We start from the raw sequence: 24,584 nt of genomic DNA on the forward strand, positions 1-24,584 counted from the left end.
CTTGAACGGGACATTGAAGCCTACATCCACTTTTACAACAACGAACGATTACAGGCAAAACTAAACGGCCTCAGTCCAATGGAGTTTAGGACTAAGGCCGTTTAACAGGTTTTATTATTTGTATTGTCTACTTGACGGGGTGCAGTTCAACATAAAATTATTGACAGCCCTTCTTATTAAATTGAAATTACCAGAATTGACGACGGCATTCATCTACTTCTCTTTTGACGCAAATATCAAATGAGACGGTTACATCTTGATTTCTTCCGAACGCACAGAAAATTCTTACACAGTCCTTGTCACGCGTGCAGAAGAAGCTAACTACACGGCAATGGCAATCAATCAAGCTTTGAACGGCTCTTGCATCACGACATCGTATCGCTCTCACAAGTTTGGCAGCAGTGCGCTCATCTTTCAGCTGTTTAAAAATATCACTTAGCTCAGCTCCTGCTTCTTGCATCGCTTCAACTGCCGGGTCTTCTCTGCGGCCGCAGCTTTTTTGCTCCACTGGGCTTATGCTTTCAGAAGAAATACGAGCTCGGCTTTTTGTTTTGCGAGCAGCTTTCACATTGCTAACTTTCAGTATTGATTTAGCAGACATATTATTCCACCTCCCTATCGAACATACTCTATTCTATGTAAATTTAAGAGATTTGCATGGACGGGTATCGCCCTCCATATGTTGAATTTAACCTTCCATTTTTGTATGACCCGCTCGCTTCCTGCATACCTATATGACATACCATACGAATGGAGGTCTTTGGCTTGGCAGAAAATATGATGAGCATGGGCAATATTGGCAATATGGGCAATGTGCCAACCCCCGGCAACATGGGCAGCATGCCTAACATGAACACCATGAGCAGTATGCCGAATACGGGGAATATGGGAAGCATGTCCTCCAATATGAGCAACATGGGCAATATGCCAAACGTCGGCAGTATGAGCGGCATGCCCAATATGAGCAACATGGGCAGTATGCCGAAAGCAGGCAATATGGGCAGCATGTCCAATATGAGCAACATGGGCAATATGAGCAACATGGGCAATATGCCAAACGTCGGCAGTATGAGCGGCATGCCCAATATGAGCAACATGGGCAGTATGCCGAACGTCGGCAGTATGGGCGGCATGCCCAATATGAGCAACATGGCAGGCATGGAGAAACCCGCTCCAGTGATCTATGAAGCCGAAGCGCAGCACACGGCAATGGTGATGGAGGTACGCGATAGGATTATGAACATGTGCGGCGGTCATATGCATAAATACGTTTGCGTCCAGACCATCGATGGACATGTATTTGAAGGTAAGCTTATGCATATCGATCACTGCATTCTTTATTTGCAATGTACGATGCGAGACCCGCGCGCTTTCATGAACCCGTACAATGCGGTGCTGCCACTCGTTCTGTATGAGCTTCTTGTCATCACACTGCTCTAAGTATCAAGTTTGGCTTGGATTCATTCGACAAAAGCATGTCCCTTTTGACATCGACGGTCTATGACTGCGAAAGCTGTCATACATATGCATAGAATGAAACGTCGATGAAATGAGGGGAGTAGACTCATGATTGAACGGATAAATCGGCTTCAGATAGAACTCCCGCCATCACCTTACGCGGATGCGAACGCCGCGGCAGCGGTGCAGGAGCTGCTTGGAGGAAAATTTGGTGAAATGTCCACCTTAAACAACTATATGTATCAGTCCTTTAATTTCCGTGAGAAAAAGAAGCTTAAACCGTTCTACGACCTCGTATCCAGCATAACAGCAGAGGAATTTGGCCATGTGGAGCTTGTTTCGACAGCTATTAATATGGTGTTAACAGGGACAACAAGTCCCGGTGATCCTAATTCTGCCCCACTAAAGGAAGGCATAAATAAGCGCAACAGCTATTTTTTTATACAAACCGGTCAAACCTCGCTGCCAGGTGATTCGATGGGACGCGCATGGACTGGCGATAATGTATTTAGCAGCGGCAATCTCGTGCTTGATTTGCTGCATAATTTCTTCTTGGAGTGCGGAGCACGAACGCATAAAATGCGAGTATTTGAGATGACGGATCATCCTACAGCAAGGGCGATGATCGGATATTTGCTCGTTCGCGGCGGCGTCCATGTGCTTGCCTATGCCAAAGCGCTCGAAATCGCAACGGGTGTTGATGTGAAGAAGCTTATCCCTATTCCCGACCTTAGCAACAACAGCTTCGAAACGGCTCGGAAATACGAAGCAATGGGGCTTGGCAACAAGCTGTATACATTTAGCCAGAACGACTACAAGGATATTGTCCTCATTTGGAATGGACAAAATCCGCTTACCGGCGCTGAGCTTGAGGTCATTCAGGGCGCACCGCAAGGCGCACCTATGCCTGATTTGAGCGAGCTTCCAGAAGAGTTTGCTCCAGGCATCTCGCAAGAGGATTTTATTGAAATTGCCCGTCGGCTGCAGAAAAACGCCGGACTATAACCATGTCATGATTCAAGGAAGACCTCCTCATGCGCGCAAAGCGGCTTGGAGGTCTTCCTGCTCCTATTCCCTCGTTTTCCTATGCTATACTAAACAAAAGGCGAGGGAACGAAGGTGATTGCGATTCAAGTTTTGGCTATGCTTACTATGCTTATTGATCATATTGGTCTGTTATGGTTCCCTGAGAACGTCGTTTGGAGAATCATTGGACGGCTGGCACTCCCCTTCTATGCGCTCGCGATTGTCCTCGGTTATTACCGAACGAGCAATTTGGATCGTTATCTGAAACGGGTAGCATGGATCGCGCTTTTATCGCAGCTGCCTTATCAATTTGCCTTTTACCGGCTTGAAGTCAATACGGTAGGCACTTTATTCGTCTGCCTGCTGCTTCTGCGCCTTCTAGACAAATGGAATGGCAAGCCGCTTCTTCAAGTTCTGCTTTGCCTTTCACTCGCTGGACTTCTCGAGTTTATGCCCTTCAGCTATGGCGCATATGCTGCACTGCTCGTACTCATTTATCGTTATGCTCATAATCAATCCTTTGTTGTGTTTCACTTCTCCTTGGAAGTGGTAAGCATCTTTATAAAGGAATGGTTCATACAGCCTTTTAGCATATTTGCTACTATTCTTATGGTCTATGTGCCTGATTTCATGCGCAGCCTCGAAACCATCAAAGTACCGCGCTTCGTTTGGCGCAGCTTTTATCCGCTTCATTTGACGCTCATCGCAATCATTTATTATGCAACCAGCAGCGAAAGCTTTAAGGAAATATTTCGCAAGCTATCATTCAGTTGATCATTCCGCCAGTTTTTCTATGGCTTTCATACATGAGATTGCAGCTGCGACACCTCTTAAGCATGTGCAGTAATTGTCGAACATGTTAGAAAAGTGTAAATAAAGTAAACAAAATTCTGACCACATATTCATAAGGGGCTAAAATATTTACGTTAGAATGGAGGAAATTGATCGGAGGTGTTATAGGAAATGATGAAAATCGTTACCTTTAAAAGTCGTTCTGTCCCAGTCTATTACCCTAATGAACAATCCGCATCCATAGATCTGCTTCATCATAAATTGTACGAACTAGAACTCGATTTTGACTTCCGCAAAAAGTGGAGAAGAATCAAATCTGTTGAAATGGTGCGTGATGTCGCTATTTTTCAGTATAACGACGGCACAAAGCTCTACCTTGAAGTATGTTAGATAACTCGTAAAGAAAGACCTGCAGGCAAAGTGCCCGTCAGGTCTTTTTGTGTTTTTATCAATCCCATTCGCCTAAAAAAAGCCCCAACAGCATATCGCTGCTAGGGCATTATTCATTCTCCTTTAAGCTAAACCTTAAATTTCATAATTTCCTTCTGCAAATGCTCTGCCATATTGGCAAGCATAGCTGATGCCGCTGCAATTTCTTCCATCGAGGCCGTCTGCTGCTGCGCCGCTGCAGCTACAGATTGCGTACCAGAAGCTCCTTCAACCGCGATATCAACGACCTCTTTAATGGTCAGCATCACTTGCTCCGTACCTGCTGCAATGCCATTTGCTGCTTGTGAAACCTCATCAATTTGCTCAGCAACCTGCATAACCTCGTCCCGTATAAAGCCAAATATGCGGCCTGCTCCTTCAACTGCTTGGATGCCGCCGGATACGACAGTGCCCGCATCATTCATCGCCAGCACCACACGTTCCGTCTCCGTGCCAACAGCCATAACAATCTTCGTAATATGATCGCTTGATTCCTTCGTTTGCTCTGCCAGCTTGCGAACCTCGCCAGCTACAACCGCAAAGCCTTTGCCATGCTCGCCCGCTCTGGCCGCTTCTATAGAAGCGTTCAGTGCAAGCAGATTCGTCTGAGCAGAAATGTCTGATATAACCTGCACCATTCTAACGATTTCAGTGGATCGATTCCCAAGTCCTTGTACGGCTGCAGCCAAACTATTAAAGGATAGCTGTATCGATTCCATTTGAACAACTGCCTGCTGCAGCGTCTCGTTTCCTTCTGTTGCCTGGCGGGAAGTTTTTTTGGCTGCATGTGACGCTTGCTCCGTGCTGACAGCAATTTGCTGAACGCTTGCCGACATTTCATGTATAACCTGAAAGCTCTGCTCAGCACTAGCCGATTGCTTCTCTGCCCCATCTGCTACCTTCTGAATCGTATATGCGATATGCTCGCTTGCATGGCTGGTTTGTTCTCCGCTAGCCATAAGCTCCTCCGAGGAAGCAGCTACCTGATCCACGCTGCTCCCCACCTCGTACACAAGCGTTTTAAGCTGCATTACCATTTCATTAAAACTTACAGCAAGTACACCTGTCTCATCTCGGTAATGGCAAATAATTGGATCTATTTGAAGATTACCTTTTGCAACCTCCATCGAAAGCGCAGAAACCTGCTTGATTGGCCGTGTCATGCGGATCGTAAACAGTATTGTTGCTGCCATACCGACCGCTATCGTAATTAATAAGGTAACGATTGTCACCGTCACAATCTGTTCAGCACCCTTATTAAAATCCTGCATATATGTACCCGCGGCAATAATCCAGCCCCAGTGAGGGTCCTTCTCTAGGTAAGTAATTTTCGACGCCAGTTCATTCTCTGTACCCGGAAGCGCCCAAGTATAATAAACAAAACCGCCACCCGACTCCGCTTTCTTCATGAAGGCATCCGAAACAGGGAGACCCCATTCAGAATCGAGCACTGGTTCTCCATCGCTGTACTTAAGTCCAGCAAGACTGCTGCCCTCCATCGTGGGATGGGCAATCGTGAGTGAGTCTTTGTCTAATGCAAAAACATAACCATTTTCGCCGAGATCAATGCTTTTATTGATAGGCCGTTTGCCTGCCTCATTCTTTGGCCCAAGCATAGTGACTTTGACGAACTCCTCTGCTTTGGCGCGGTCAATCGCTCCTGCTTTCACCTGTGTGTCGAGCAATGCAATTAAACCAATGGTGCTTTTAACGCTATTTTGAAGCAGCTTTTCGCCGCCCTTGTCCAGTTCGCTAACAGCAGTATTGTAACTTAAAGTACTAACTAGAATGCTAGGAATTAAAAGAAGCGACAAGCATAACGCCATTAGCTTTATACGAATCGTAGGTTTGATCGATCGAAGATTTTTTAGCTTGTTCAATAGACTCACTTTACAGTTCTCCTTTAGTCATCTTCTTTGCTGTGTATTCCGAACGTCGTATCATGGATATATCAAGCACGTCAGGTTCCTGTGGTTTGCCCAGAAGGAATCCCTGTACATAATTGCAACCCCATTCTCCTAATAATTCGTATTGTTCCTTGTACTCTACACCCTTGGCAATCACTTCAAGACCAAGCTTATGAACGAGATTAATGATGCCTTCAACGATAATGCGATCCGCGCTTTGCAGATCAATGTTTCTAATGAATGACTTATCGATCTTAAGGCAATGAATCGGCAATTGATTCAAGTTGGTGAGGGAAGAGAAGCCTGTTCCAAAATCGTCTAATATGATTCGAACGCCAGCTGCTCGAAGCCGGCTAAGTGTAGATATGGCTGTAGTTGAAGTATGAAGCATACCGCTTTCCGTTATTTCAAGCTCAAATGAGGAGGGCGCAAGCTCATACTCCTTTAACACATGCAGCACCGTTTGTGAAAAGGTCGAATCTTGCAGCTGAAGAGAAGATATATTAATGGACATGTTAAGACTATTTAAACCATATTTGCTCATGTTCGCGAGCGTTTTGCACGATTCTCTAAGCACCCATTCTCCAATAGGTACAATGAGACCGCTATGCTCAGCTATAGGTATAAATTCTGTAGGTGAAATATCGCCAAGCTCAGGATGCTGCCAGCGCAGCAGCGCTTCAAATCCTTTAAGCTTGCCGTCCTCCATGCGATAGATTGGTTGATAGCTGAGGTGAAATTGCTGTAAATATAATGCCGGTCTTAATGCCGCTTCGATAGCGATGCGTCGGTTAAGCTTATTAGTATCTTCCAAATTATAAAATCTTGCTCGATTGCCGCCCTGCTCTTTTGATTGGTATAGGGCCGACTCCGCTCGGCATATAAGCTGTTCGCTTGTTCGTCCATCCTTCGGGTACAACGTTGCCCCAATACTCGAGGTCAAATATAGCTCACCTCCGTCAATCTCGATGGGACGTTCAATCGCGTTTTTGATAGCCTCCACAGCTTGCATGCTTTGACATTCATCATGTTCTACAGGCATAGCTACCATAAATCTGTTTCCACCAACTCTACTCACCGTTGTAGCAGCCTTTCTAGCTTCAGCCAGACGCTGCCCCATCATGAGGAGTACATGGTTGCCAAATTCTGTTCCTTTGGTTTCATTTAAGCGATAAAATTTATCCAAATCCACCAACGCCACCACCATCCGCTTGCCTGCTGCACGTACGACATTTACGGCCAATTCCAGCTGTGCAAAAGCCTCCTTGCGACAAGGCAAACCGGTCAACGCATCCATGTTGTTCGACCACCATCCTTTTCCATTTCAGTTATATACACTCATTTTGTCATACAACTATTAGAAAAATTAATGAGCAATATTTAGAACATTGTTAGATAATTTAATACCCGTTCTAACAACCTTACAATTAGGAGAATGGCGGCGAATATTGATAGTATTGCTGGCAAATGGGCAAAAAAAAGAATCACTCCATGTTATAGAGTGATTCTTCTTACATAATAGCTTATTCAGCTTTGATTCTTGCTCGTATGCTGAGCGGTATACTTATAGCCGAATCCCCAAACCGTTCGAATGAGCCGCGGTTCCTTCGGGTTCTGTTCAATCTTCTTGCGAAGGTTGACGATATGTACGTCTATGGCACGGTCTGTTACGAAGGAATCAAAGCCGCGGATCGTATTTATAAGTTCTTCCCTGCTAAACACCTTGCCCGGATGTGCAAGAAATAATTTCATCAGCTCATATTCCGAGAAGGTTGTTTCAACTAACTTCCCGCGAACCAGCAATAGGCGTCTCTCAAAATCAAGCTGAATGAGCTCCCCCTCTTCGGTCGCTTCCACTGCTGCTGAAACCTGCTGCGCTGTCTCTGTCTGCATCGTATTCGATCGACGAATTAACGCCTCTACCCTAGCTGTCATTTCGTGCATGCTGAATGGTTTGCACATGTAATCATCCGCTCCAGCTTTTAAAGCCTGAACTCTTTCTGACACTTCACTCTTCATGGATAGAATCATAATCGGTACGTTAGAGCGCTTTCTAATTAGCGCACACACTTCCATTCCGTCCAGATCGGGCAAGATTAAATCAAGCAGCACCAAGTCCGGATTAAACTCTGATGCGAGTCTTAATCCATCATCCGCTCTATAAGCTTGCATGACAGAATAGCCTTCCTCGGATAAATACATAGACAGCATATCACTCATCATGACGTCATCTTCAATAACTAAAACCTTATACATTGTCGTCACCCTTTTTGAGGATTGAAGATTTCTGTCGAATATTTTTTGTATCTCTACTATACCTTAACGTTATTAAAGGAACAACAAGTTGTTAGAAATTTGTTAGGTTTTATTGTCGAATACATCTTTCGCTTTCCGAAGCCCATCCAAAAGCCGCTTTAACGTCACCTCTAACTGAATAATAGCTTTTTGCAAATTGTCTGATTCTAGCTCCGGCAGCTTCACGATTCGCTCAACCTCACAAGCCGCCTCTAACAATTCGTAGGCGGATAAATAACCGGCAGCCCCCTTAAGTGTGTGAGCCATTCGTTTGACAATTGTTAGCTCCGATTGCTTAATCATCATTCGCAGCTGGTCTGCAAATGAATCGTAATCAAGCATAAATTGCTCCATCATATGCAGCAAGATCGGCAGTTTTCCATTCACTCTTGCCAGTGCGCTTTCAACGTCCATGCCGTCAATAGACGGCAAACTATCTATATTTGCTGGTTCTAATGTACGTGTACGATCATTTAGCCCAGATTTGACGACCGGCTGAATAGTCGAACCGCTGATTTCCTTCAACCAATAGGAAATGACATTATGAATTCGCTCGGAGGAAATAGGCTTCGTTACCACATCGTTCATCCCCAGCTTCAAATAACGCTCGTGATCATTGCGAAGCACGTTTGCCGTCACGGCAATAATCGGAATATGATCATATTTGGCTTGTTTGCGAATGATGCGAACCGCTTCCGATCCATCCATTACCGGCATATGAATATCCATTAATATAAGATCCCAGCGCTCTTCACCCAGCTTAATCAGCACTTCTTCGCCATTCTCAGCTAAGCCGACCTCGTAGCCCCGCTCCTTCAAAATTTCGATTGCAACCAGCTGATTAATTTTATTGTCCTCTGCTAACAAAATCCGCGTATTTGTCACATTTTGTTGAATCGTGGCTACTGACTCGATTTCTTGTTCCTTCCCATCCGTACCTTTATGATCGAGAACACTTTCAATTGCACGAAGCATAGCCGTCCTCATGATAGGCTTAATTAACAATGTGACCGGTCTTTGCTCAGTAGGAAGCTGCATCATTTCGTCGCGTCCATAAGAGGTCGTCATAGCAATGGTTTTCACACCGGCTAGTTCCGCATCACGATGGAATTCAAGCCAGGTTTCTGCACCGTACATATCCGGCATCTCCATATCCAGTACGATAAGCTTCGGCAGTGCGCCAGCTCCAATGCGGCGCAGGCGATCTCTAGCCATTTTCCAAGAATGAAATGGAATAGGTGTCAAGCCAAACGATTCGACAATATCGCTCCAGTGCTCCCGCATCTCGTCATCATCCTCTACGATCCACACGGGCTGCTCCAATAAATCCTTATGAACCTGCAAACGCGGTTCTGTATACTTATGAATAATAGTGAATGGCAGCGTAAAGTAAAACTCGCTTCCAACAAGCGCTTTGCTGGTAACCTTCAKATTGCCTCCCATTAATTCAACAAATGATTTGGATATGACAAGTCCAAGCCCCGTTCCACCAAACTTCCGTGTTGTTGATCCATCCGCTTGCGTAAACGGTTTAAAGAGCTTCTGGACCTGCGCCTCGCTCATCCCAATCCCTGTATCCGAGATGGTAAACTTCACGTTTACCCCTTTATCGGTCTGCTCCACTATCTCCAGCTTTAGCCTTACTTTTCCTCTATTCGTAAATTTGATCGCATTCATGCACAAATTGAGCAGCACCTGCTCAAGACGCAGCGCATCGCCAATTATCGTTTGCGGCAATTCCTCTGGCGTATCAATAATAAATTCAAACTGCTCTTTACCGCCCATAAATACGCTTAATTGATCGGTGATCCGGTGCATCAGCTCCTCAGGCTGGAACGGCTGACGTTCGATGTCGACCTTGCCTGCTTCAATTTTGGAGAAATCCAAAATATCATTAATAATTCGCAGCAGCGTCTCTGAGGATGTATTCATCTTGTCCATATAATCCTTCTGTGACGAAGACAGTCCTGTCTTGCGCATTAATTGCGTCAAGCCGATAATGCCATTAAGCGGCGTGCGTATCTCATGGCTCATGAGTGCCAGGAATCGGCTTTTCGCTTGATTCGCTTCCTCCGCTTCGAGTGTGGCCCGAACAAGCTTCTCCTGCACCATCTTCTGCTCCGAAATATCTCTTGCTATGCAGGAGAAAAACAATTCGCCCGTGTCTTCATCCTTATGCGGAACGATGACCATGGATACGTACAGCGGCTCGCCATTTCGCTTCATCAGCTGCGCGTCGCTTTCCCAGTAACCAAACTCTTTGGCGAGCGCTGCTCCCCTCACAAGCTCCGAATACATTTCTGGTTGAGAATATTCCTCTACCATATGCACCTCATCCGCTTTGCTTTGCAAGCCCAGCATTTCTCTGCCTGCCCCATTCATATAAACGAGTTTGCCGCGTGAGCTGACTGAGGCTATTAAATCCTTGGCTGATTCTACGATGTCAAGCAAACGGTTGCGTGCCTTCTCTACATGCTTGCGGTCGGAAATATCGAGCACCATGCCTACAACTCCAGAGAATCGTCCATTGCGGTCACGCAAACCATTCGAGCTGTGCAGCGTTGGAATTCTTGTTCCGTTTTTATGAATAAAGGTCCATTCCCTCTCATAGGAGAAGCTGGCGCTGCGGAGCTCCTTGAATACCTCAAGACCAGGCTGAATCGTTCTGCCAAGCTGTTCGGTAAGCTTCTCAGCTTCCAAGCGAACCTCATCTAGATCCATGAACAACAGCGGTGTAGCGCTTCCAGCCAGCTCCGAAGTCTTATAGCCCAGCATCTCTTCTGCTGTTTTATTCAAATAAGTGACCTTATACTGATCGTCAAGCACGATAAATGCATATTGATTCTGATTAATGATTGCCTCAAGGCGATCGAACATTTCTTGCAAATGCTCCATCATGCCGTTCACAGAATGACCAAGCTGACCGATCTCGTCATACGGCTCAGCTTCAAGATGCTCAGCCTCGAAGCTCCCCGCTGCAGCCTGCTCCGTAACGCCCAAAATACGTTCTAACCGCTTCACAATACGTTCGAAGTAGAGAAAGAAAAAGATTACAATAATCACTTCTGAGACGGCAATCGTCGTGAAAATACGCCAAAAGATCGGCTTTACCTCTTCTTCCAGCTTGGACATTGGCTCTTGCAATGCAAAACGCCATGGCGTTTCACTCACCTTCGTATGAAAAACCGCGTACGACCTTCCCGCTATATTGATTTCCGAAACACCCTCATAGGAGCCAAGCATCTTCTCCGCAATCGGAGACAAGGAAGACTGCTCATGAAATAAGCCCTTGCTAATGATCTCTTGGTTATCAGAGCTATAGATGATGCCGCCTTCATCATTGAATAAGCGTAAAATTGTTTGATCTCCTGTAAATTCAATGAATGGCCGGAGTGTCGCCATGACAATAGAGGCATACACAACTCCTTTGAGTTCATTCGTAGCTCCATATACAGGTACAACAATAAATGATTGCGTAGCATCAGAAAAAGAAGGCTTAAATGGGTCCGTAATGACCACTTTGCCTGTAATCGACTCCTGAAAAAATGACTCCATGCTCATATCTCTTCTAATACCATCGGTACGCAGGCTTATGCCCGATTCATCAATATACCCAATCGAGTGATAGATAAAGCCCCCGCGAACGAGCTCGCGTCCAAAATAATGAAGACGCTCCTCATCTGTGCCAAAACGGACAACCTCTGTTCGGCTCATCACAATAACCTCCGCCTTGCGGATAGCCATCCATGACGCCAATTCGTTTGCACGTTTGTTTTGCATACTGCTTGTTTTCTCGATTTCGGATTTAAGCATTGCATCCTTGACCGCAGAATAGTTGCCTATTCCGGCAATTAACAGCGGGAAAAAAGAAATGAGAACAATCAGGATCAAACCTTTTGTACGCAACGACATTTTTTTCAAACCACTTCCACCTTTCGCTACGCATGAGCCAAATCTGCCTGACTTTGACACTATTATATCTCTTTCAACTATTATTTGGATAATAAAAAAACGCTAGAATCTGCATGCCGCAACACTGCGGCTAGCTGCTCTAGCGTCTCATTATCATTTATACTAAGCTATTCGGCTGCAAGCACCGATTCAATACGGCTAAGCTCCTCGTCGCTGAAATCAAGACGGCGTAGTGCTGCAACATTATCATCAATTTGTTCAACACGGCTTGCTCCGATCAAAGCCGAAGTTACTCTTCCGCCTCGGAGTACCCAAGCAAGAGACATTTGGGCAAGCGATTGTCCGCGATGCTGTGCAATCTCATTCAACTGCTTAATTTTATTCAATGTGCTGTCTGTAATATGATCCGCCTTCAGAAACACACTTGGTCCTCCAGCGCGTGAATCGGCAGGAACACCGTTCAAATAACGATTCGTCAGCAAGCCTCCAGCAAGCGGAGAAAATACGATCGAGCCAATGCCTTCTTCATCCAATACATCCTGCAAGCCGTTCTCGATCCAGCGATTGAACATCGAATAGGATGGCTGATGAATAAGGAAAGGCGTACCTAGATCCTTCAGAATAGCGGCCGCTTTAGCTGTTTGCTCTGGATTGTAATTCGAAACGCCGACATACAGCGCTTTTCCTTGGCGCACAATATGATCAAGAGCCCCCATCGTTTCTTCAAGCGGCGTATCCGGATCTGGACGATGGTGATAAAAAATATCGACATAATCAAGGTTCATCCGCTTCAAGCTCTGATCCAAGCTGGAAATCAAATATTTGCGCGAGCCCCATTCGCCATAAGGGCCTTCCCACATATAGTAGCCAGCTTTGGTTGATATAATAAGCTCATCTCGATATGCTGCAAAATCTTGTTTTAGGATTTGGCCAAACATTTCTTCCGCTGAGCCCGCAGGCGGTCCATAGTTATTCGCAAGATCGAAGTGCGTAATGCCTAAATCAAATGCGCGGCGTACCATGGCACGCCCATTCTCATGACGGTCAATGCCGCCGAAATTATGCCACAATCCTAAGGAAATTGCCGGCAGCTTTAAGCCGCTTCGTCCGACACGGTTATACTTCATGCTCTCATACCGATTATTAGCCGCTAAATAAGTCATGTTCAATATTCCCCCAAACCGTTATTGGAATCGCTTATTGTGCTTATTAATCAACAACAAGCTGCTTCCCGTATATTGTACAACTGCAGCTTGCCAATTGGAAATGCAACTATTTGATCAGCCTTTTCTCCAGCTTCAAATGCGGACTGTTGCGGACGGTTTCCTCGAAAAAGCTCGTTTGCTCCCGAACAAGGCGCTCCCATGCCTGAACGCACACGGGGTCGAAATGTCGCCCGCTCTCCTTTAGAATAATTTCCATAGCCGCCTCATGCGACATCGCCTTTCGGTAAGAACGTGACGAAGTCAAGGCATCATAAACATCCGCTACGGCAGTGACCCGTGCAAGCAGCGGTATCTGTTCACCTGCAAGCTGATCAGGATAGCCGCTGCCGTCCCACTTCTCATGATGAGACCTTATAACAGAAAGCTCCTCCGGCATAAAACCTAATCTTTTGCACAAATCGTAGCCCGATATAGGATGCACCTCAATAATTTCACGTTCCTCTGGTGTAAGCTTGCCTGGCTTGTTCAAAATCGTATCCGGTATTCGCAATTTGCCGACGTCATGAACTAATCCGCCTTGCGCAATCGCCCTTAATTCAGCTGAGCTGAGCGAGAGCTCCTCGCCCAGCTTCAAAGCATAGAGAGCTACCCGATAGTTATGGCCTGCTGTGTAAGAATCACGTGCTTCCGTTGTCATCACCAGCTCTCGAACGCTTGAAGACATATAGGTATTAATCCAATCGCGCGGATTGGCGCGGAACATCAGCTTAATAGAGGCTGTAATGGACTTGGAGCTGACATATTGATTCACTATACCCCCAACCATGACGATAACAGAAGCAAGCAATAGGAAATGGTAAAGCCACCAGCTTATATTCCAAGCCTCGCCACTAACGATAATCAGCTGTGCAATAATCATCCATCCTGAGCTGTACACGATGGCGAGCTGCAATGGAAAACGAGAGGATATGTACGCTTGCAAATACCGATATATTGTCCAGCCATTCAAAGCGATCGTAAATAGGCTTGCGGCCCATTTCATCGGCAATTCCTTAAAATGTAGAAACAGAATAAGATTCGGGTAAAACCAAAGGATGGTGCAAAGGGCAAGAAGCAAGGATATCCATAAGGGCAAAAGCATTCGCTGCAGCTGCGCAAACCATTTGATGAGAGGACGATCTACAGATATAGAGGACAACCACAACCATACAACGGCCAGTATAACGCTAAGCTGAGCAGTGCTGCCTGCAGTACTTGAGTGATGCGTTAAAAAACCAGGGGTAGATAAGCCATGCAGAACAAACAATGCAGATAATGATACATAAGATAACGATAGGAAACTAATCTTAATATTGCGAAGGGTAATCGCGACGAATCCTACAGCAATAGCAAGGATCAGTGAGATCAATGCTACGAGACTGACGATATAAAAATGCTCTTGAGGTGCGTTAATGCTCTTATCAAGCTCCGAACCTCGCAACGCGAAATAGCCTGCCAACGGCAAAAGCATTAATAAAACTAAACGTGTGTATACCCACATATTTTTGCGCAAGCTTATTCCTCCTAGATGTCGTTCTTTATATGTATTTGCTGGTAAACATACCGCCTGTGGGAGGCGCAAAATGTAAAGCTCCATCAAAAACCAACATGAAACTTGTAGGATAATGTTGGATATTCGTCTTTTACTATCATATCATCACGCAGTCAACCTATAAATAGTGAAATTTCGCGGAAATACGGATAATTCGAGCCGACAACATATATTTTTATTTTAGATTAAGGTTTTTTCAATCTTGTTTTGTTATAGTAGTTGAAGACAGGTAAATTGAAGGGAGTTTATGGAATGAATAACAAGGAATCGCAGCCAAACAAAGACGCAGAAAACGAATTGACTGCGAAGGAAGAACGTTACGAGCTCGAACAGACAGAAGAGCAGGACAAGCTTTCGGATCAAGATACAGCTATCGAAGAGGAGCTTCAACAAGAATTAAACGAAGAGCTTCCTGAAGCATCAAACGACGAGGTTCGTGCTGCTGCCCTAAATTCGGAGAGCGTTCATCAGGCTCCCAAAGGCGGAAGCGGTAAAGCATGGTTGATCGTCTCAGCAGTACTGGCTATTTTGCTGATCGTCGTATTAATTAAACCGCCATTTGGATCAAGCAATGAAACCGTGGCAACTGTCAACGGTGTCAACATAGGGAAAGACAGACTTTACGATGAGCTAGTTAAAGCAGGCGGTCCGGCTACACTTGAGAACATCATTACACAAGAGCTGATCTTCCAAGAAGCAGAAGCAAATAACGTCAAAGTTACAGACGCTGACGTGGATGCTGAAATTGCGCTGATCAAGAAGAGCTTCGGTACGGACGAGCAGTTCAATAATGCACTTGCTCAGTACAACATGACGCTTGAAAACTTGAAAAGCGATACAAAAATCAATCTAACGATTCGTAAAGTTTTGGAGCCAAAAACAGATGTAACTGCAGAAGAAATTCAACAGTTCTATGATACAAACAAAGCTGCGCTTGGCACGCCTGAGCAAATTCAAGCTTCACACATTTTGGTAGCTACAAAAGAAGAGGCTGACGCTATTCTAGCTGAGCTTAAGCAAGGCGGCGACTTCGCTGCAATTGCAAAAGCGAAATCGATCGACCCAGGTTCGAAAGATAATGGCGGAGATCTTGGCCTATTCGGAAAAGGAAAAATGGTTCCTGAGTTTGAAGCTGCTGCTTTTGCTCTAAAAATTAATGAAATCAGCGGTGTTGTTCAAACCGAAAACGGCTTCCACATTATTAAGAAAACAGCTGAGAAAGCTGCTGTTGTTCCAACGTTCGAAGAGAAAAAAGAAGAAATTAAGAACCAGCTTGTTGCTACAGAAGCAAATGAGCTATCCGAAGCTTGGATGACCGAAATTCGTGCAAAAGCAAAAATCACGAACACACTGACTCCAGCAGCTACTGACGCTCCAAAAGCTGAATAATAGCTAATGCTTTTTTTAAAGGGACTGTGCTTCATAGGTTATTTATAACCTGTGGGCACAGTCCTTTTTCGCAATAAAAAGCCCCCCTTTCGCCCGGAGGGATGGGCTTCAGGGAGGCTTTGGCTTCAGAAGGACAGATGAGCCTCTTCAATTTTATGTCATTCTTCTGAAGTTAATATATATTATTCTATGACTATCAATTGGCGTAGATGATTGTTTTACTAGATTCGACCATTTTAAAACAGGCGATCGATCGGTTAGGGATAGTCATACGGATGACGGGGAGGGCGAAATGACTCTGTAGGCGTGATTTAGGACATAAATAGTGAGGTAGCGTGTATTGCGATTATGATATGATGGTGAAATATGCCATGTACCTATTATTGGAGGGAAACAAGTGAGCAACTACGAAGTACGCAGCTATAAGGATACGTATACCTTGTATGAATTAACGGAAGAAAGCACGCAATCCCGCATCATCGTATGTCCAGAGCGCGGCGGTATCGTTATCGGCTGCCAGCTGCATGGATTAGAGCTCTTTTATTTGGACAAATCGACGTTTGAGAACCCAACCGCCAATATCCGCGGAGGCAATCCGATCCTGTTCCCAATTAGCGGGCAGCTTGCTAACCAAACTTATGAGTGGAACGGTCAATCGTACACGATGGCTAATCACGGCGTTGCCCGTACTGCTGTATGGGATGTTGTCAGTACAAAATCGGATGGTGAGGCTTCGATTACAATCCGCCTGCAAAGCAATGAAGAAACGCTGCGCTCCTACCCTTTTGCATTCGAATTGTTGTTTACCTATGTACTGCAGGATGGTCAATTACATACGCGTCAGCTGTACCGCAATCTAAGCGAAGCTGCTGCGATGCCTTTTTATGCGGGCTTCCATCCTTATTTCGCCATTGATTCGGGTAAGAAGATCGCTTATGAAAGCGATGCTACCCGCTATGTCGATTATAACGATAATGTAGAGAAACCATTTGATGGTGTTATCGACTTGGAAGGACTTGTTGAATCCGTATGCCTGCTCGATGCGAAGAAGAGCGAAATCTCCTTCGTCGCTTTGCAAGGCGCTCGCGTTCGTCTAACTTACGATGACATTTTCAAATATATGGTCCTTTGGTCCGTTAAGGATCGGCCTTTCGTATGTGTAGAGCCATGGATGGCTGAGAATGGCGAGCTTAACCGTCAAGAGGAGCTTGTCATGCTGAACGCTGGTGAAGAGCTGCATGCCAACATGACGATTAGCTGCGAACGTTAAGTCTCGTCTCTTTGGACGAACGATTCAGCCATTAAGCTTGTGTAGCATTGGAATCATTAAGCAAAAAAAAGAGGGAAGCCTTGCAAGCCATGGGTTCGGTTCCATGGTGCAAGGCTTCCCTCTTTTCTTTTTAGGAGCAACGAACTAATAGCCTTCGCCTTGACCGCCTGTAACGATAGCGATGCCAGAGCTTGCTCCAATACGCGTAGCGCCCGCTGCGAACATTTGCAGAGCAGTCTCCCGGTCGCGTACGCCGCCGGAAGCTTTCACACCGAGGTCAGGACCTACCGTACGGCGCATCAGCGCGATATCCTCTACCGTAGCGCCTCCCTTGCCAAAACCCGTCGATGTCTTCACGAAATCTGCGCCAGCCTGTTTGCAAATTTCACATGCGACAACCTTTTCTTCATCCGTTAAAAGTCCCGTTTCAAGAATAACTTTAAGCAGGGCTTGTCCTTTAACCGCCGCAGCTACACCCTCAACATCACGCTTAACGCCTTCAAGATCGCCTGATTTCATCAAGCCGATGTTTAATACCATATCCACTTCCGTTGCTCCAGCTTCAATAGCAAACTTCGCTTCTGCTGCCTTAGATGCCGTCATCGTCGCTCCTAATGGGAAACCAACGACTGTCGTTATGCCTACTCCCGATCCCTTTAGTTCTTCAGCAGCTGTTGCTACCCAGCCTGCATTTACGCAAACCGTTGCAAATTGATACTGCTTAGCCTCGCGGCAAATTTGAAGTACCTCATCCTTTGTTGCATCGGCTTTAAGTATTGTATGATCGATCATCGCCGCTATATCAGCCGGCGATAAATTCATATCGTTGCTCATTTTGCTGCTCCTCCTCTATCATTTTGATTGCTCCAAACATTGCTCTGCCTGTACGCCTCATCCCTATCCTATCCAAACGAATGGGCGAGATACGCATGATACGTTTCATTATACGAAGCTTTGTTCAAAACAACAATAATATAGCGCCGAAAATACCACATGCTTACTTTTTTGCAGACGATCTTTCCTACAGAAGTCATGTGGACAAACGGATGGTTGTGTTCTATTCTTTACTATGTACTAACAAACTTATCCAGTCTGAACCGCAGAGAGGTGCGCAGCTTGACCTTGTTTTCGAAATCAAAGCGCGAAGCTGATTTATTCGGCAGCGCTTTTCATTATGCCTCAATAGGCATGGCATTAGTAGATTTAGATGGTCGTTTTATCGTAGCCAACCCTTCCGCTCAAACGATGCTGGGTTATGAGGAGAAAGAGCTTATCAAGCTTACGTTTGGCCAAATTACCCATCCGGATGACTTGGAAGAGGATTACCGCTACGTGAAACAGCTGCTCGAGGGCGAAATCGACACCTTTCAAATGGAGAAGAGATACTTCAAAAAGACCGGCGACATTGTAACCGTGCTTCTTTCCGTATCCCTTGTATATGATAGGCATGGCGTCCCCCGTCATTTTATATCGCAAATGATGGACATTACAGAGAAGACGCAAGCCGTGTCGGAAGTAAGGCAGCTTACGATGCGTATCTCCACTATTTTGGAGAGTATCTCAGATGCATTTTTCTCACTGGATCATGAATTTAGGTTTATCTATACGAACAATGCGACTCAGGAACTATTTAAGCGAAACAAGGAACAACTGATTGGTTATAGCATATGGGAGCTATTCCCTTGGCTCGCAGAGTCCATAAGCCATCTAGAATATAGGTTGTCTATGGAAACCAATCAACACCGCATGTACGAGCAATTTATTCCACGGCTTAATAATTGGTTTGAGTCGAATTTATACCCGTCCGAATTTGGACTCTCCGTTCATTTTCGCCAAATTACAGAGCGGAAGCGAATCGCTGACAAGCTGCTGGAGAGCGAGAAGAGCTTCCGGCTGCTTGCTGAGAATTCAAGCGACATGATCTCCAAGCATGATCGAGATGGGCTATTTACTTATGTATCCCCTGCTTGCTATATGCTGCTAGGCTTTCGCGATGATGAGCTGATTGGATCGTCACCGTTTGTTTTGTATCATCCTGATGACAGAGGGAGAATGCTTGAGAATCAAGAGCTCATTTACAGCAACGTTGAAGCCAATACCATTACTTATCGCATGCGGCGCAAAGAAGGCATCTATCGCTGGCTCGAAACGACCTCCCGCGTCATTTACCATGATGGTGACCGCACGCAGACGATCGTTTCTGTCTCCAGAGACGTAACCCCTCGCAAAGAAAATGAGTTGAAAATGATTGAGAAATATCAATTATTACATAAGCTCTCGCATGTGGATGAGTTGACCAATATTGCAAATCGGCGAGTGTTTGATGAAACTTGGAACAAAGAATGGCTGGAAGCGCAGCATCACCATATGCCGATCACTCTCATGCTGGGCGATATCGACAACTTCAAATTATTCAATGATACGTTCGGGCATCAAAAAGGCGACGAATGTCTCAGACAAATCGCCGCCGCATTGCGGAGCGCCCTGAAGCGTCCGCTTGATATTGTCGCCCGCTATGGGGGCGAGGAATTCGGATTTATTTTACCTCAAACGAGTGAAGAGCGCGCCGCCAATATTGCATCTAGGCTTCTGGAAGCGGTCAGACAATTAAAAATACCGCATGCAGAATTATCCGGCTGCCAGCAGGTTACGATAAGCTTGGGCTCAGCCACATGGAATCCCGGCTGCTCCGCAAAGCAAGATGAGCTGTTTACCCATGCGGACAAAGCGCTGTACCAGGCGAAGCGCGAAGGAAAAGATCGATACGTATCACACTAATTCCACGCGATCGTCGCTGCTGTTTTTTCTCGGCTACGATCGCTTTACTATTTCCGCCAAACCCGCTTGCTTAAGCTGCTTCTCATATACAAAATATACAACTAAGTAAATGACGAAGAACAAACTGGATACGAGATACATCGTCGCATAATTCGACCATGTCGCGACTAGACCAAGCAGCATGGCTCCGCTTCCGATTCCGATATCGAATGCATTATAAAAAGTTGCAGTCGCTACTCCTCTTCGCTGCGGCTCCACCCTGTCAATTACCCAAGCCTGCAAGCCAGGGAAAATAGCCCCGAAGCCCGCTCCATAAAACACCGCAGCAAGCAGCAATGTTCCAGTAGATTTCGTCATATAAAGGATTATGCAGCCCACGATACAAGATATTGCCGCTGGAAACAGTACCCAAAATCTCCCCTTCGAATCGAAAATCCGTCCGCTGATAAAACGTATTAAAAATTCGCTTATAGCAAGTACAAGGAAGAAGAACCCTATATTTTGTACGCCTGTTTCTTTGCCGAACAATGTGATAAAGCTGATAACACCGCCCAGAGACAAACCTACAAGTAGTCCTAATAAAGAAGGCATAAGTGCTTTCGGCTCAATAAACTGCAGCATGAACGAGGTTTCCGTGGCGGACGCTATTTGCGCCTTTGCCCTCTCCTCCTTGGTGTCACCTTTGACGAAGGCCGTACAAACCATCGCAATCAGCAGTATACATGCACCGACGATAAACAGTACGGAGAAGCCAAACTCCTCCATCAGCCATATGCCAAGGAAGGGCCCGAGCGAAATGGCTACCGCATTTCCTGTACCGAAAAACCCCATGCCCTCTCCTCTGCGGGAGGCAGGTATGATATCTGAAGCAACCGTTCCGTACAAGGTCGTTGAAATACCGAAGCCTACACCATGTACGATACGCAGCATAAGCATCATCGTAATCGTCACTGCTGCGTAATAGCTAGCCGTACCGATTAAGCAAATGGCTACACCAACGAGAAGCAGCAGCTTTTTGCCAAACTTATCTGAAGCCATACCAACAAAAGGTCTTAATAAAACAGCTGAAAAAGTAAATAAACCAATAATGAGTCCGATTTCAGCATCCGATCCGCCTTTATTTGCCGCAAACATCGGAAGTGTAGGCAGCAGCATCTCTAGCGATAAGAACAAAAATAAATTAGACAAAATCAACAAAACAAACGGTTTGGTCCAGAGTGATTCCTTCACCTTATTAATTCCTCTCTTGTTGCTAATAGTCGTTCCTAATTCTCCCATATCGCTAATATCCAAATTTAAAAATGCCGATCTATACTATAGGTACTGTGAACTAGTATGGAAGAAACTGTGGAAATGAGGTCTCGGCATATGAATACATCAACGAAGGAAAAACGAAAGATAGACCCTGTATATGCCTCTTTCCTTTACCAGCTCCTGCGCAACTATCTCTTCGGATCTACACTCGCCGTAGTCGGAGTTGGGGGAGTTATCGTATTTTCTACATTGTCGATTCCTTCTAATGAAAGCGTAGCGATAGGCGCTCTCATGATTATATCTCTTATTATTATGCTTGTTTGTGAACTTTTCGTCTTCTATCGGCATCTCAGACCCATTCAACTCCTCTTTCAAGGACAGCAGCCAACTTCTGATCAGCTAAAAACAGCTTATCTCCAGACACATACGTTTCCGATATTATCAGTTAAGCGTACGTTTGGTCCGCATTTTCTCGGCATCGTAATCCCAGCTGTCAGTTTAGCCTTCCTTTTTATTAAGCTCGGCTTTATAAGCATTCCCTATTTTTATATCGGGATCGCTGTCGCTGTATGTTTCATGATTGCCAGCATGCACGCCATGATTGAATTTTTCTTGACGACCAAAGCCATTCGGCCTCTTATCATACATATCAGCAATCAACATCGTGAACGATATAAAGAAGAAATTACTCTGAGCGGCAAAGTGCTTGTATCCATCCGCACGAAGTTTCGACTGAGTGCTTTTCTAATTGGAGCGCTGCCCTTATTGTTATTCGGACTAGCTTCGCAAATAAGGCTTGATAGCTCGCAAGCAGGCAGCAGCTTAGCTTATTGGCAATGGGCGGGCATTATTCTTATTATCGGCGTTCTCTACTCACTTTTAGGAGCTTCATTGCTCTCGCGCAGCATCGAAGATCCGATACAAACGATCCAAGCCGGCATGATCAGCGTTGAATCTGGCAACTTTGAAGAGAGCGCAGCAGATGTGTATTCCGATGAATTCTCCAAGCTTATTGCTGGTTTCAACCATATGGTTAACGGCCTAAAGGAACGTGAGCAGCGCAACAATCAGCTGCTTCAGAGCTATTTTATGACACTCGCGGCAGCACTCGACGCGCGCGATGCCTATACAGCAGGCCATTCAACGAGAGTAGCCCACTTTTCTGTTCAAATCGCCCGCCTCGACGGATGGTCTGAGCAGCAGATTGATCTGCTGCACAAAACAGCACTCCTTCATGATATCGGAAAAATCGGTGTTCGTGACGATGTTTTGTTCAAAGAAGGTAAGCTGACCGACGAAGAATTTGATCAAATCAAGCTCCACCCTGTACTCGGAGAAAATATATTGAAGCAAATTGAGCCTGCGGATGCGATGGCTGCCTTGCTGCCAGGGGTACGCTCCCATCATGAGCGTTATGATGGCAAAGGTTATCCCGATGGTCTTGCAGGTACGGATATTCCTTTGTTTGGCCGTGCAATCGCTATTGCTGATGCCTTCGACGCGATGACCTCCGATCGGCCATACCGGAAGGGGATGACGTATGAGCGCGCACTCTCCATCCTTGAAGACGGCAAAGGCACACAATGGGACCCTAAGCTTACAACGCTGTTTATTGAATCCATTCATTTAGAGAAACAGAAGGTTGAGGAAGAAGCCTATTAATTGCAATATAAGAGCCATCCGGCAAGGGAGTGTCCCTGCTCGGATGGCTCTTAATCGTTTACTTCATAAAAGAAATTTATTTTTTTATGAGCTGAAAGTCATCGTAATGGAAACCCGGAGCTACAACGCATGAAACGAGTACAGGCTCGTCCCCTAGCAGGTGGGACATTTGCCATTCGTTAGCCGGCACTAATGCTTGCGGCTGATGACCTGCCAGTACATCAGGTCCAACAATAATTTCTTTCCTAGTTTCCGGCGCATCTTCGGTACCGCCAAGTGTCAGCATCAATGGACTGCCCGAATGCCACATCCACAGCTCGTCTGAATAAACTTTATGCCAATCTGAAAACTCACCTGGGTGCAGCATAAAATAAATCGATGAAGCTGCGAAGCGTGGTCCTGAATAAGGAGCTCCAAGCACCTCCTGCGGTATTGTGAAACCAGCTTTCCAAATTTCTTTGTACCATCCACCCTCGATATGCTCCTTCAAACCAAGCGTTTGTACGAGCGGTGACAATTGTTTCACTTCTGCTCCCATCCATTTCAACCTTCTTTCTCTCTTTTACGTTCTATTTCGCCTTAAAAAAATCGTTTACTTATTTTATAACGCTTATGGTTTATCGTCAATTCATTAAACATCTGGGAATAGAGGGCAATAATCTTTTTTTCTTTGTTAATATGTAACATCGCCTTTTTAAATTTCAATTTATAAGTTATACTTATATTAACGAAATCTTTTGGAGGTGGACAGATGAACAATGGCATACATGATTTCAGCCCTATTAGCCGCAAGCATTTAATGAACTTGTTCCTTATTGTTCCGCTGCTGCTCGCAGCGCTGTTCGCCTACCAAGCAGGCAATATGTTTGAGTTAACAGCTGGTGCAAGCCGCATTACTGCGGCAGCCAAATATGCGACGTCAACCGTACGCAAACAGAGCACCACTGCCACAACATTTTTACCTGAAAACGCACTCGTTGCCGCCTATATGCATGCTCTCATGCTTATTTATTGGCGTTCCACAACCCTATCCGCACTCGTCACTACTTATCGACAGAGATTGCGCGATCTGCTCATGACTCCGATTAAATTCACTTCCCATTTCGTTGGTTAATGCTCTCATTTTGTTCGTATACTAACAACAAATGAGGAGGCATACACAATGAATATTAGAGAATCCGATCTGCCCGGCATTGGCCGAAAGTACCAAGTTATGACGAGGAGCGGCGATAAGTTTGTCATTATTATTCATGATGACGGACGCCGTGAGATGTATCACTTTGACTATGAGGATCCAGATGATAGCATTTCCATGGTTACCCTAGAGGATGAAGAAGCAAGACAAGTCGCTGCCATCATTGGCGGTATGACTTACAAGCCGAAAGCGCTTGAAACGATTGAAGTCGCACTCGATGATTTAACGATTGAGTGGTACAAGATTGAACCAAACGCCGCATGCATTGGCAGAACAATCGGCCAGGCCGATATTCGCCAAACGACTGGAGCGACCATTATCGCTGCGGTTGAGAAGGAAGCAAAACATATTAATCCCGGCCCCGACTATATATTCAAAGCAGATACTACCCTCATCGTTGCAGGTGAACGCCAGCATCTGAAGCTACTTAAGCTGATGCTGCAAAATGGGAGCCGTTAAT

21 protein-coding genes are annotated in these 24,584 nt (G+C 45.5%); 11 read left to right on the forward strand and 10 right to left on the reverse strand.

Features of this window, described 5'->3' with window-relative positions; genetic code table 11:
- The first annotated feature begins 12 nt into the window (after positions 1-12).
- Complete coding sequence (locus tag AB4Z45_RS17400; RefSeq protein WP_441880815.1) at positions 13-105, forward strand: IS3 family transposase; 93 nt, start codon at positions 13-15, stop codon at positions 103-105.
- An 82-nt stretch (positions 106-187) separates the two neighbouring features.
- On the opposite strand, the gene AB4Z45_RS17405 is transcribed toward AB4Z45_RS17400, so the two are convergent.
- Positions 188-601, reverse strand: a complete 414-nt coding sequence (locus AB4Z45_RS17405; RefSeq protein ID WP_441910514.1) for a hypothetical protein — start codon at positions 599-601, stop codon at positions 188-190.
- A 164-nt stretch (positions 602-765) separates the two neighbouring features.
- Here AB4Z45_RS17405 and AB4Z45_RS17410 point away from each other — a divergent pair, with 164 nt between their 5' ends.
- From AB4Z45_RS17410 to AB4Z45_RS17425, 4 genes are all read left to right on the forward strand, one after another.
- Entirely contained in the window at positions 766-1,440 is a 675-nt protein-coding gene (locus AB4Z45_RS17410; protein ID WP_441910515.1) for a hypothetical protein, read from the forward strand.
- Positions 1,441-1,566: 126 nt separating this feature from the next.
- Positions 1,567-2,463: a manganese catalase family protein gene (locus AB4Z45_RS17415; protein ID WP_076268410.1), complete on the forward strand. Its 897-nt coding sequence runs from the start codon at positions 1,567-1,569 to the stop codon at positions 2,461-2,463.
- Positions 2,464-2,577: 114 nt separating this feature from the next.
- Positions 2,578-3,258, forward strand: coding sequence for a TraX family protein (locus tag AB4Z45_RS17420; RefSeq protein ID WP_441910516.1), 681 nt, complete (start codon positions 2,578-2,580; stop codon positions 3,256-3,258).
- Positions 3,259-3,447: 189 nt separating this feature from the next.
- Positions 3,448-3,666: a hypothetical protein gene (locus AB4Z45_RS17425; protein WP_076268411.1), complete on the forward strand. Its 219-nt coding sequence runs from the start codon at positions 3,448-3,450 to the stop codon at positions 3,664-3,666.
- Positions 3,667-3,794: 128 nt separating this feature from the next.
- Here the strand turns inward: AB4Z45_RS17425 and AB4Z45_RS17430 are convergent, their stop codons facing one another.
- The 6 genes from AB4Z45_RS17430 to AB4Z45_RS17455 form a co-directional block, all read right to left on the reverse strand.
- On the reverse strand, positions 3,795-5,594 hold the full coding sequence (locus AB4Z45_RS17430) for a methyl-accepting chemotaxis protein (protein ID WP_441910517.1): 1,800 nt from the start codon (positions 5,592-5,594) through the stop codon (positions 3,795-3,797).
- A 1-nt stretch (position 5,595) separates the two neighbouring features.
- Positions 5,596-6,909 (reverse strand): putative bifunctional diguanylate cyclase/phosphodiesterase, encoded by a 1,314-nt coding sequence (locus tag AB4Z45_RS17435; protein ID WP_441910518.1) that lies wholly within the window; start codon positions 6,907-6,909, stop codon positions 5,596-5,598.
- 230 nt (positions 6,910-7,139) lie between these two features.
- Entirely contained in the window at positions 7,140-7,868 is a 729-nt protein-coding gene (locus AB4Z45_RS17440; RefSeq protein ID WP_076268413.1) for a response regulator transcription factor, read from the reverse strand.
- Positions 7,869-7,970: 102 nt separating this feature from the next.
- The gene (locus AB4Z45_RS17445; RefSeq protein ID WP_441910635.1) at positions 7,971-11,819 is read right to left on the reverse strand and encodes a response regulator; all 3,849 of its coding nucleotides are present in this window, start codon (positions 11,817-11,819) and stop codon (positions 7,971-7,973) included.
- A gap of 167 nt (positions 11,820-11,986) precedes the next feature.
- Positions 11,987-12,982: an L-glyceraldehyde 3-phosphate reductase gene (gene mgrA / locus AB4Z45_RS17450; RefSeq protein WP_441910519.1), complete on the reverse strand. Its 996-nt coding sequence runs from the start codon at positions 12,980-12,982 to the stop codon at positions 11,987-11,989.
- A gap of 109 nt (positions 12,983-13,091) precedes the next feature.
- Complete coding sequence (locus AB4Z45_RS17455) at positions 13,092-14,537, reverse strand: HD-GYP domain-containing protein (protein ID WP_441910520.1); 1,446 nt, start codon at positions 14,535-14,537, stop codon at positions 13,092-13,094.
- Between the two features lie 291 nt (positions 14,538-14,828).
- Between AB4Z45_RS17455 and AB4Z45_RS17460 the strand changes: the two genes are divergently transcribed.
- Both AB4Z45_RS17460 and AB4Z45_RS17465 read left to right on the forward strand, forming a co-directional pair.
- Positions 14,829-15,965, forward strand: a complete 1,137-nt coding sequence (locus tag AB4Z45_RS17460) for a peptidylprolyl isomerase (RefSeq protein WP_441910521.1) — start codon at positions 14,829-14,831, stop codon at positions 15,963-15,965.
- A 397-nt stretch (positions 15,966-16,362) separates the two neighbouring features.
- On the forward strand, positions 16,363-17,235 hold the full coding sequence (locus tag AB4Z45_RS17465) for an aldose epimerase family protein (RefSeq protein WP_441910522.1): 873 nt from the start codon (positions 16,363-16,365) through the stop codon (positions 17,233-17,235).
- A gap of 144 nt (positions 17,236-17,379) precedes the next feature.
- On the opposite strand, the gene deoC is transcribed toward AB4Z45_RS17465, so the two are convergent.
- Positions 17,380-18,069, reverse strand: coding sequence for a deoxyribose-phosphate aldolase (gene deoC, locus AB4Z45_RS17470; RefSeq protein ID WP_441910523.1), 690 nt, complete (start codon positions 18,067-18,069; stop codon positions 17,380-17,382).
- 282 nt (positions 18,070-18,351) lie between these two features.
- Between deoC and AB4Z45_RS17475 the strand changes: the two genes are divergently transcribed.
- Positions 18,352-20,013 carry a PAS domain S-box protein gene (locus AB4Z45_RS17475; RefSeq protein ID WP_441910524.1) on the forward strand — a complete coding sequence of 554 codons (1,662 nt, stop codon included), beginning with the start codon at positions 18,352-18,354 and terminating at the stop codon, positions 20,011-20,013.
- Between the two features lie 33 nt (positions 20,014-20,046).
- On the opposite strand, the gene AB4Z45_RS17480 is transcribed toward AB4Z45_RS17475, so the two are convergent.
- Entirely contained in the window at positions 20,047-21,243 is a 1,197-nt protein-coding gene (locus AB4Z45_RS17480; RefSeq protein ID WP_441910525.1) for an MFS transporter, read from the reverse strand.
- Positions 21,244-21,381: 138 nt separating this feature from the next.
- Here AB4Z45_RS17480 and AB4Z45_RS17485 point away from each other — a divergent pair, with 138 nt between their 5' ends.
- Entirely contained in the window at positions 21,382-22,929 is a 1,548-nt protein-coding gene (locus AB4Z45_RS17485) for an HD-GYP domain-containing protein (RefSeq protein WP_441910526.1), read from the forward strand.
- A 76-nt stretch (positions 22,930-23,005) separates the two neighbouring features.
- On the opposite strand, the gene AB4Z45_RS17490 is transcribed toward AB4Z45_RS17485, so the two are convergent.
- Positions 23,006-23,467 carry a cupin domain-containing protein gene (locus AB4Z45_RS17490; RefSeq protein WP_441910527.1) on the reverse strand — a complete coding sequence of 154 codons (462 nt, stop codon included), beginning with the start codon at positions 23,465-23,467 and terminating at the stop codon, positions 23,006-23,008.
- A 213-nt stretch (positions 23,468-23,680) separates the two neighbouring features.
- Here AB4Z45_RS17490 and AB4Z45_RS17495 point away from each other — a divergent pair, with 213 nt between their 5' ends.
- Together AB4Z45_RS17495 and AB4Z45_RS17500 are read left to right on the forward strand one after the other, a co-directional pair.
- Positions 23,681-24,043, forward strand: a complete 363-nt coding sequence (locus AB4Z45_RS17495; protein WP_430055634.1) for a hypothetical protein — start codon at positions 23,681-23,683, stop codon at positions 24,041-24,043.
- Between the two features lie 48 nt (positions 24,044-24,091).
- Complete coding sequence (locus AB4Z45_RS17500) at positions 24,092-24,583, forward strand: cation:proton antiporter regulatory subunit (protein WP_339206454.1); 492 nt, start codon at positions 24,092-24,094, stop codon at positions 24,581-24,583.
- Position 24,584 lies beyond the last annotated feature (1 nt).

The organism is Paenibacillus sp. MCAF9 (assembly GCF_052114265.1).
Classification (GTDB): Bacteria; Bacillota; Bacilli; order Paenibacillales; family Paenibacillaceae; genus Pristimantibacillus.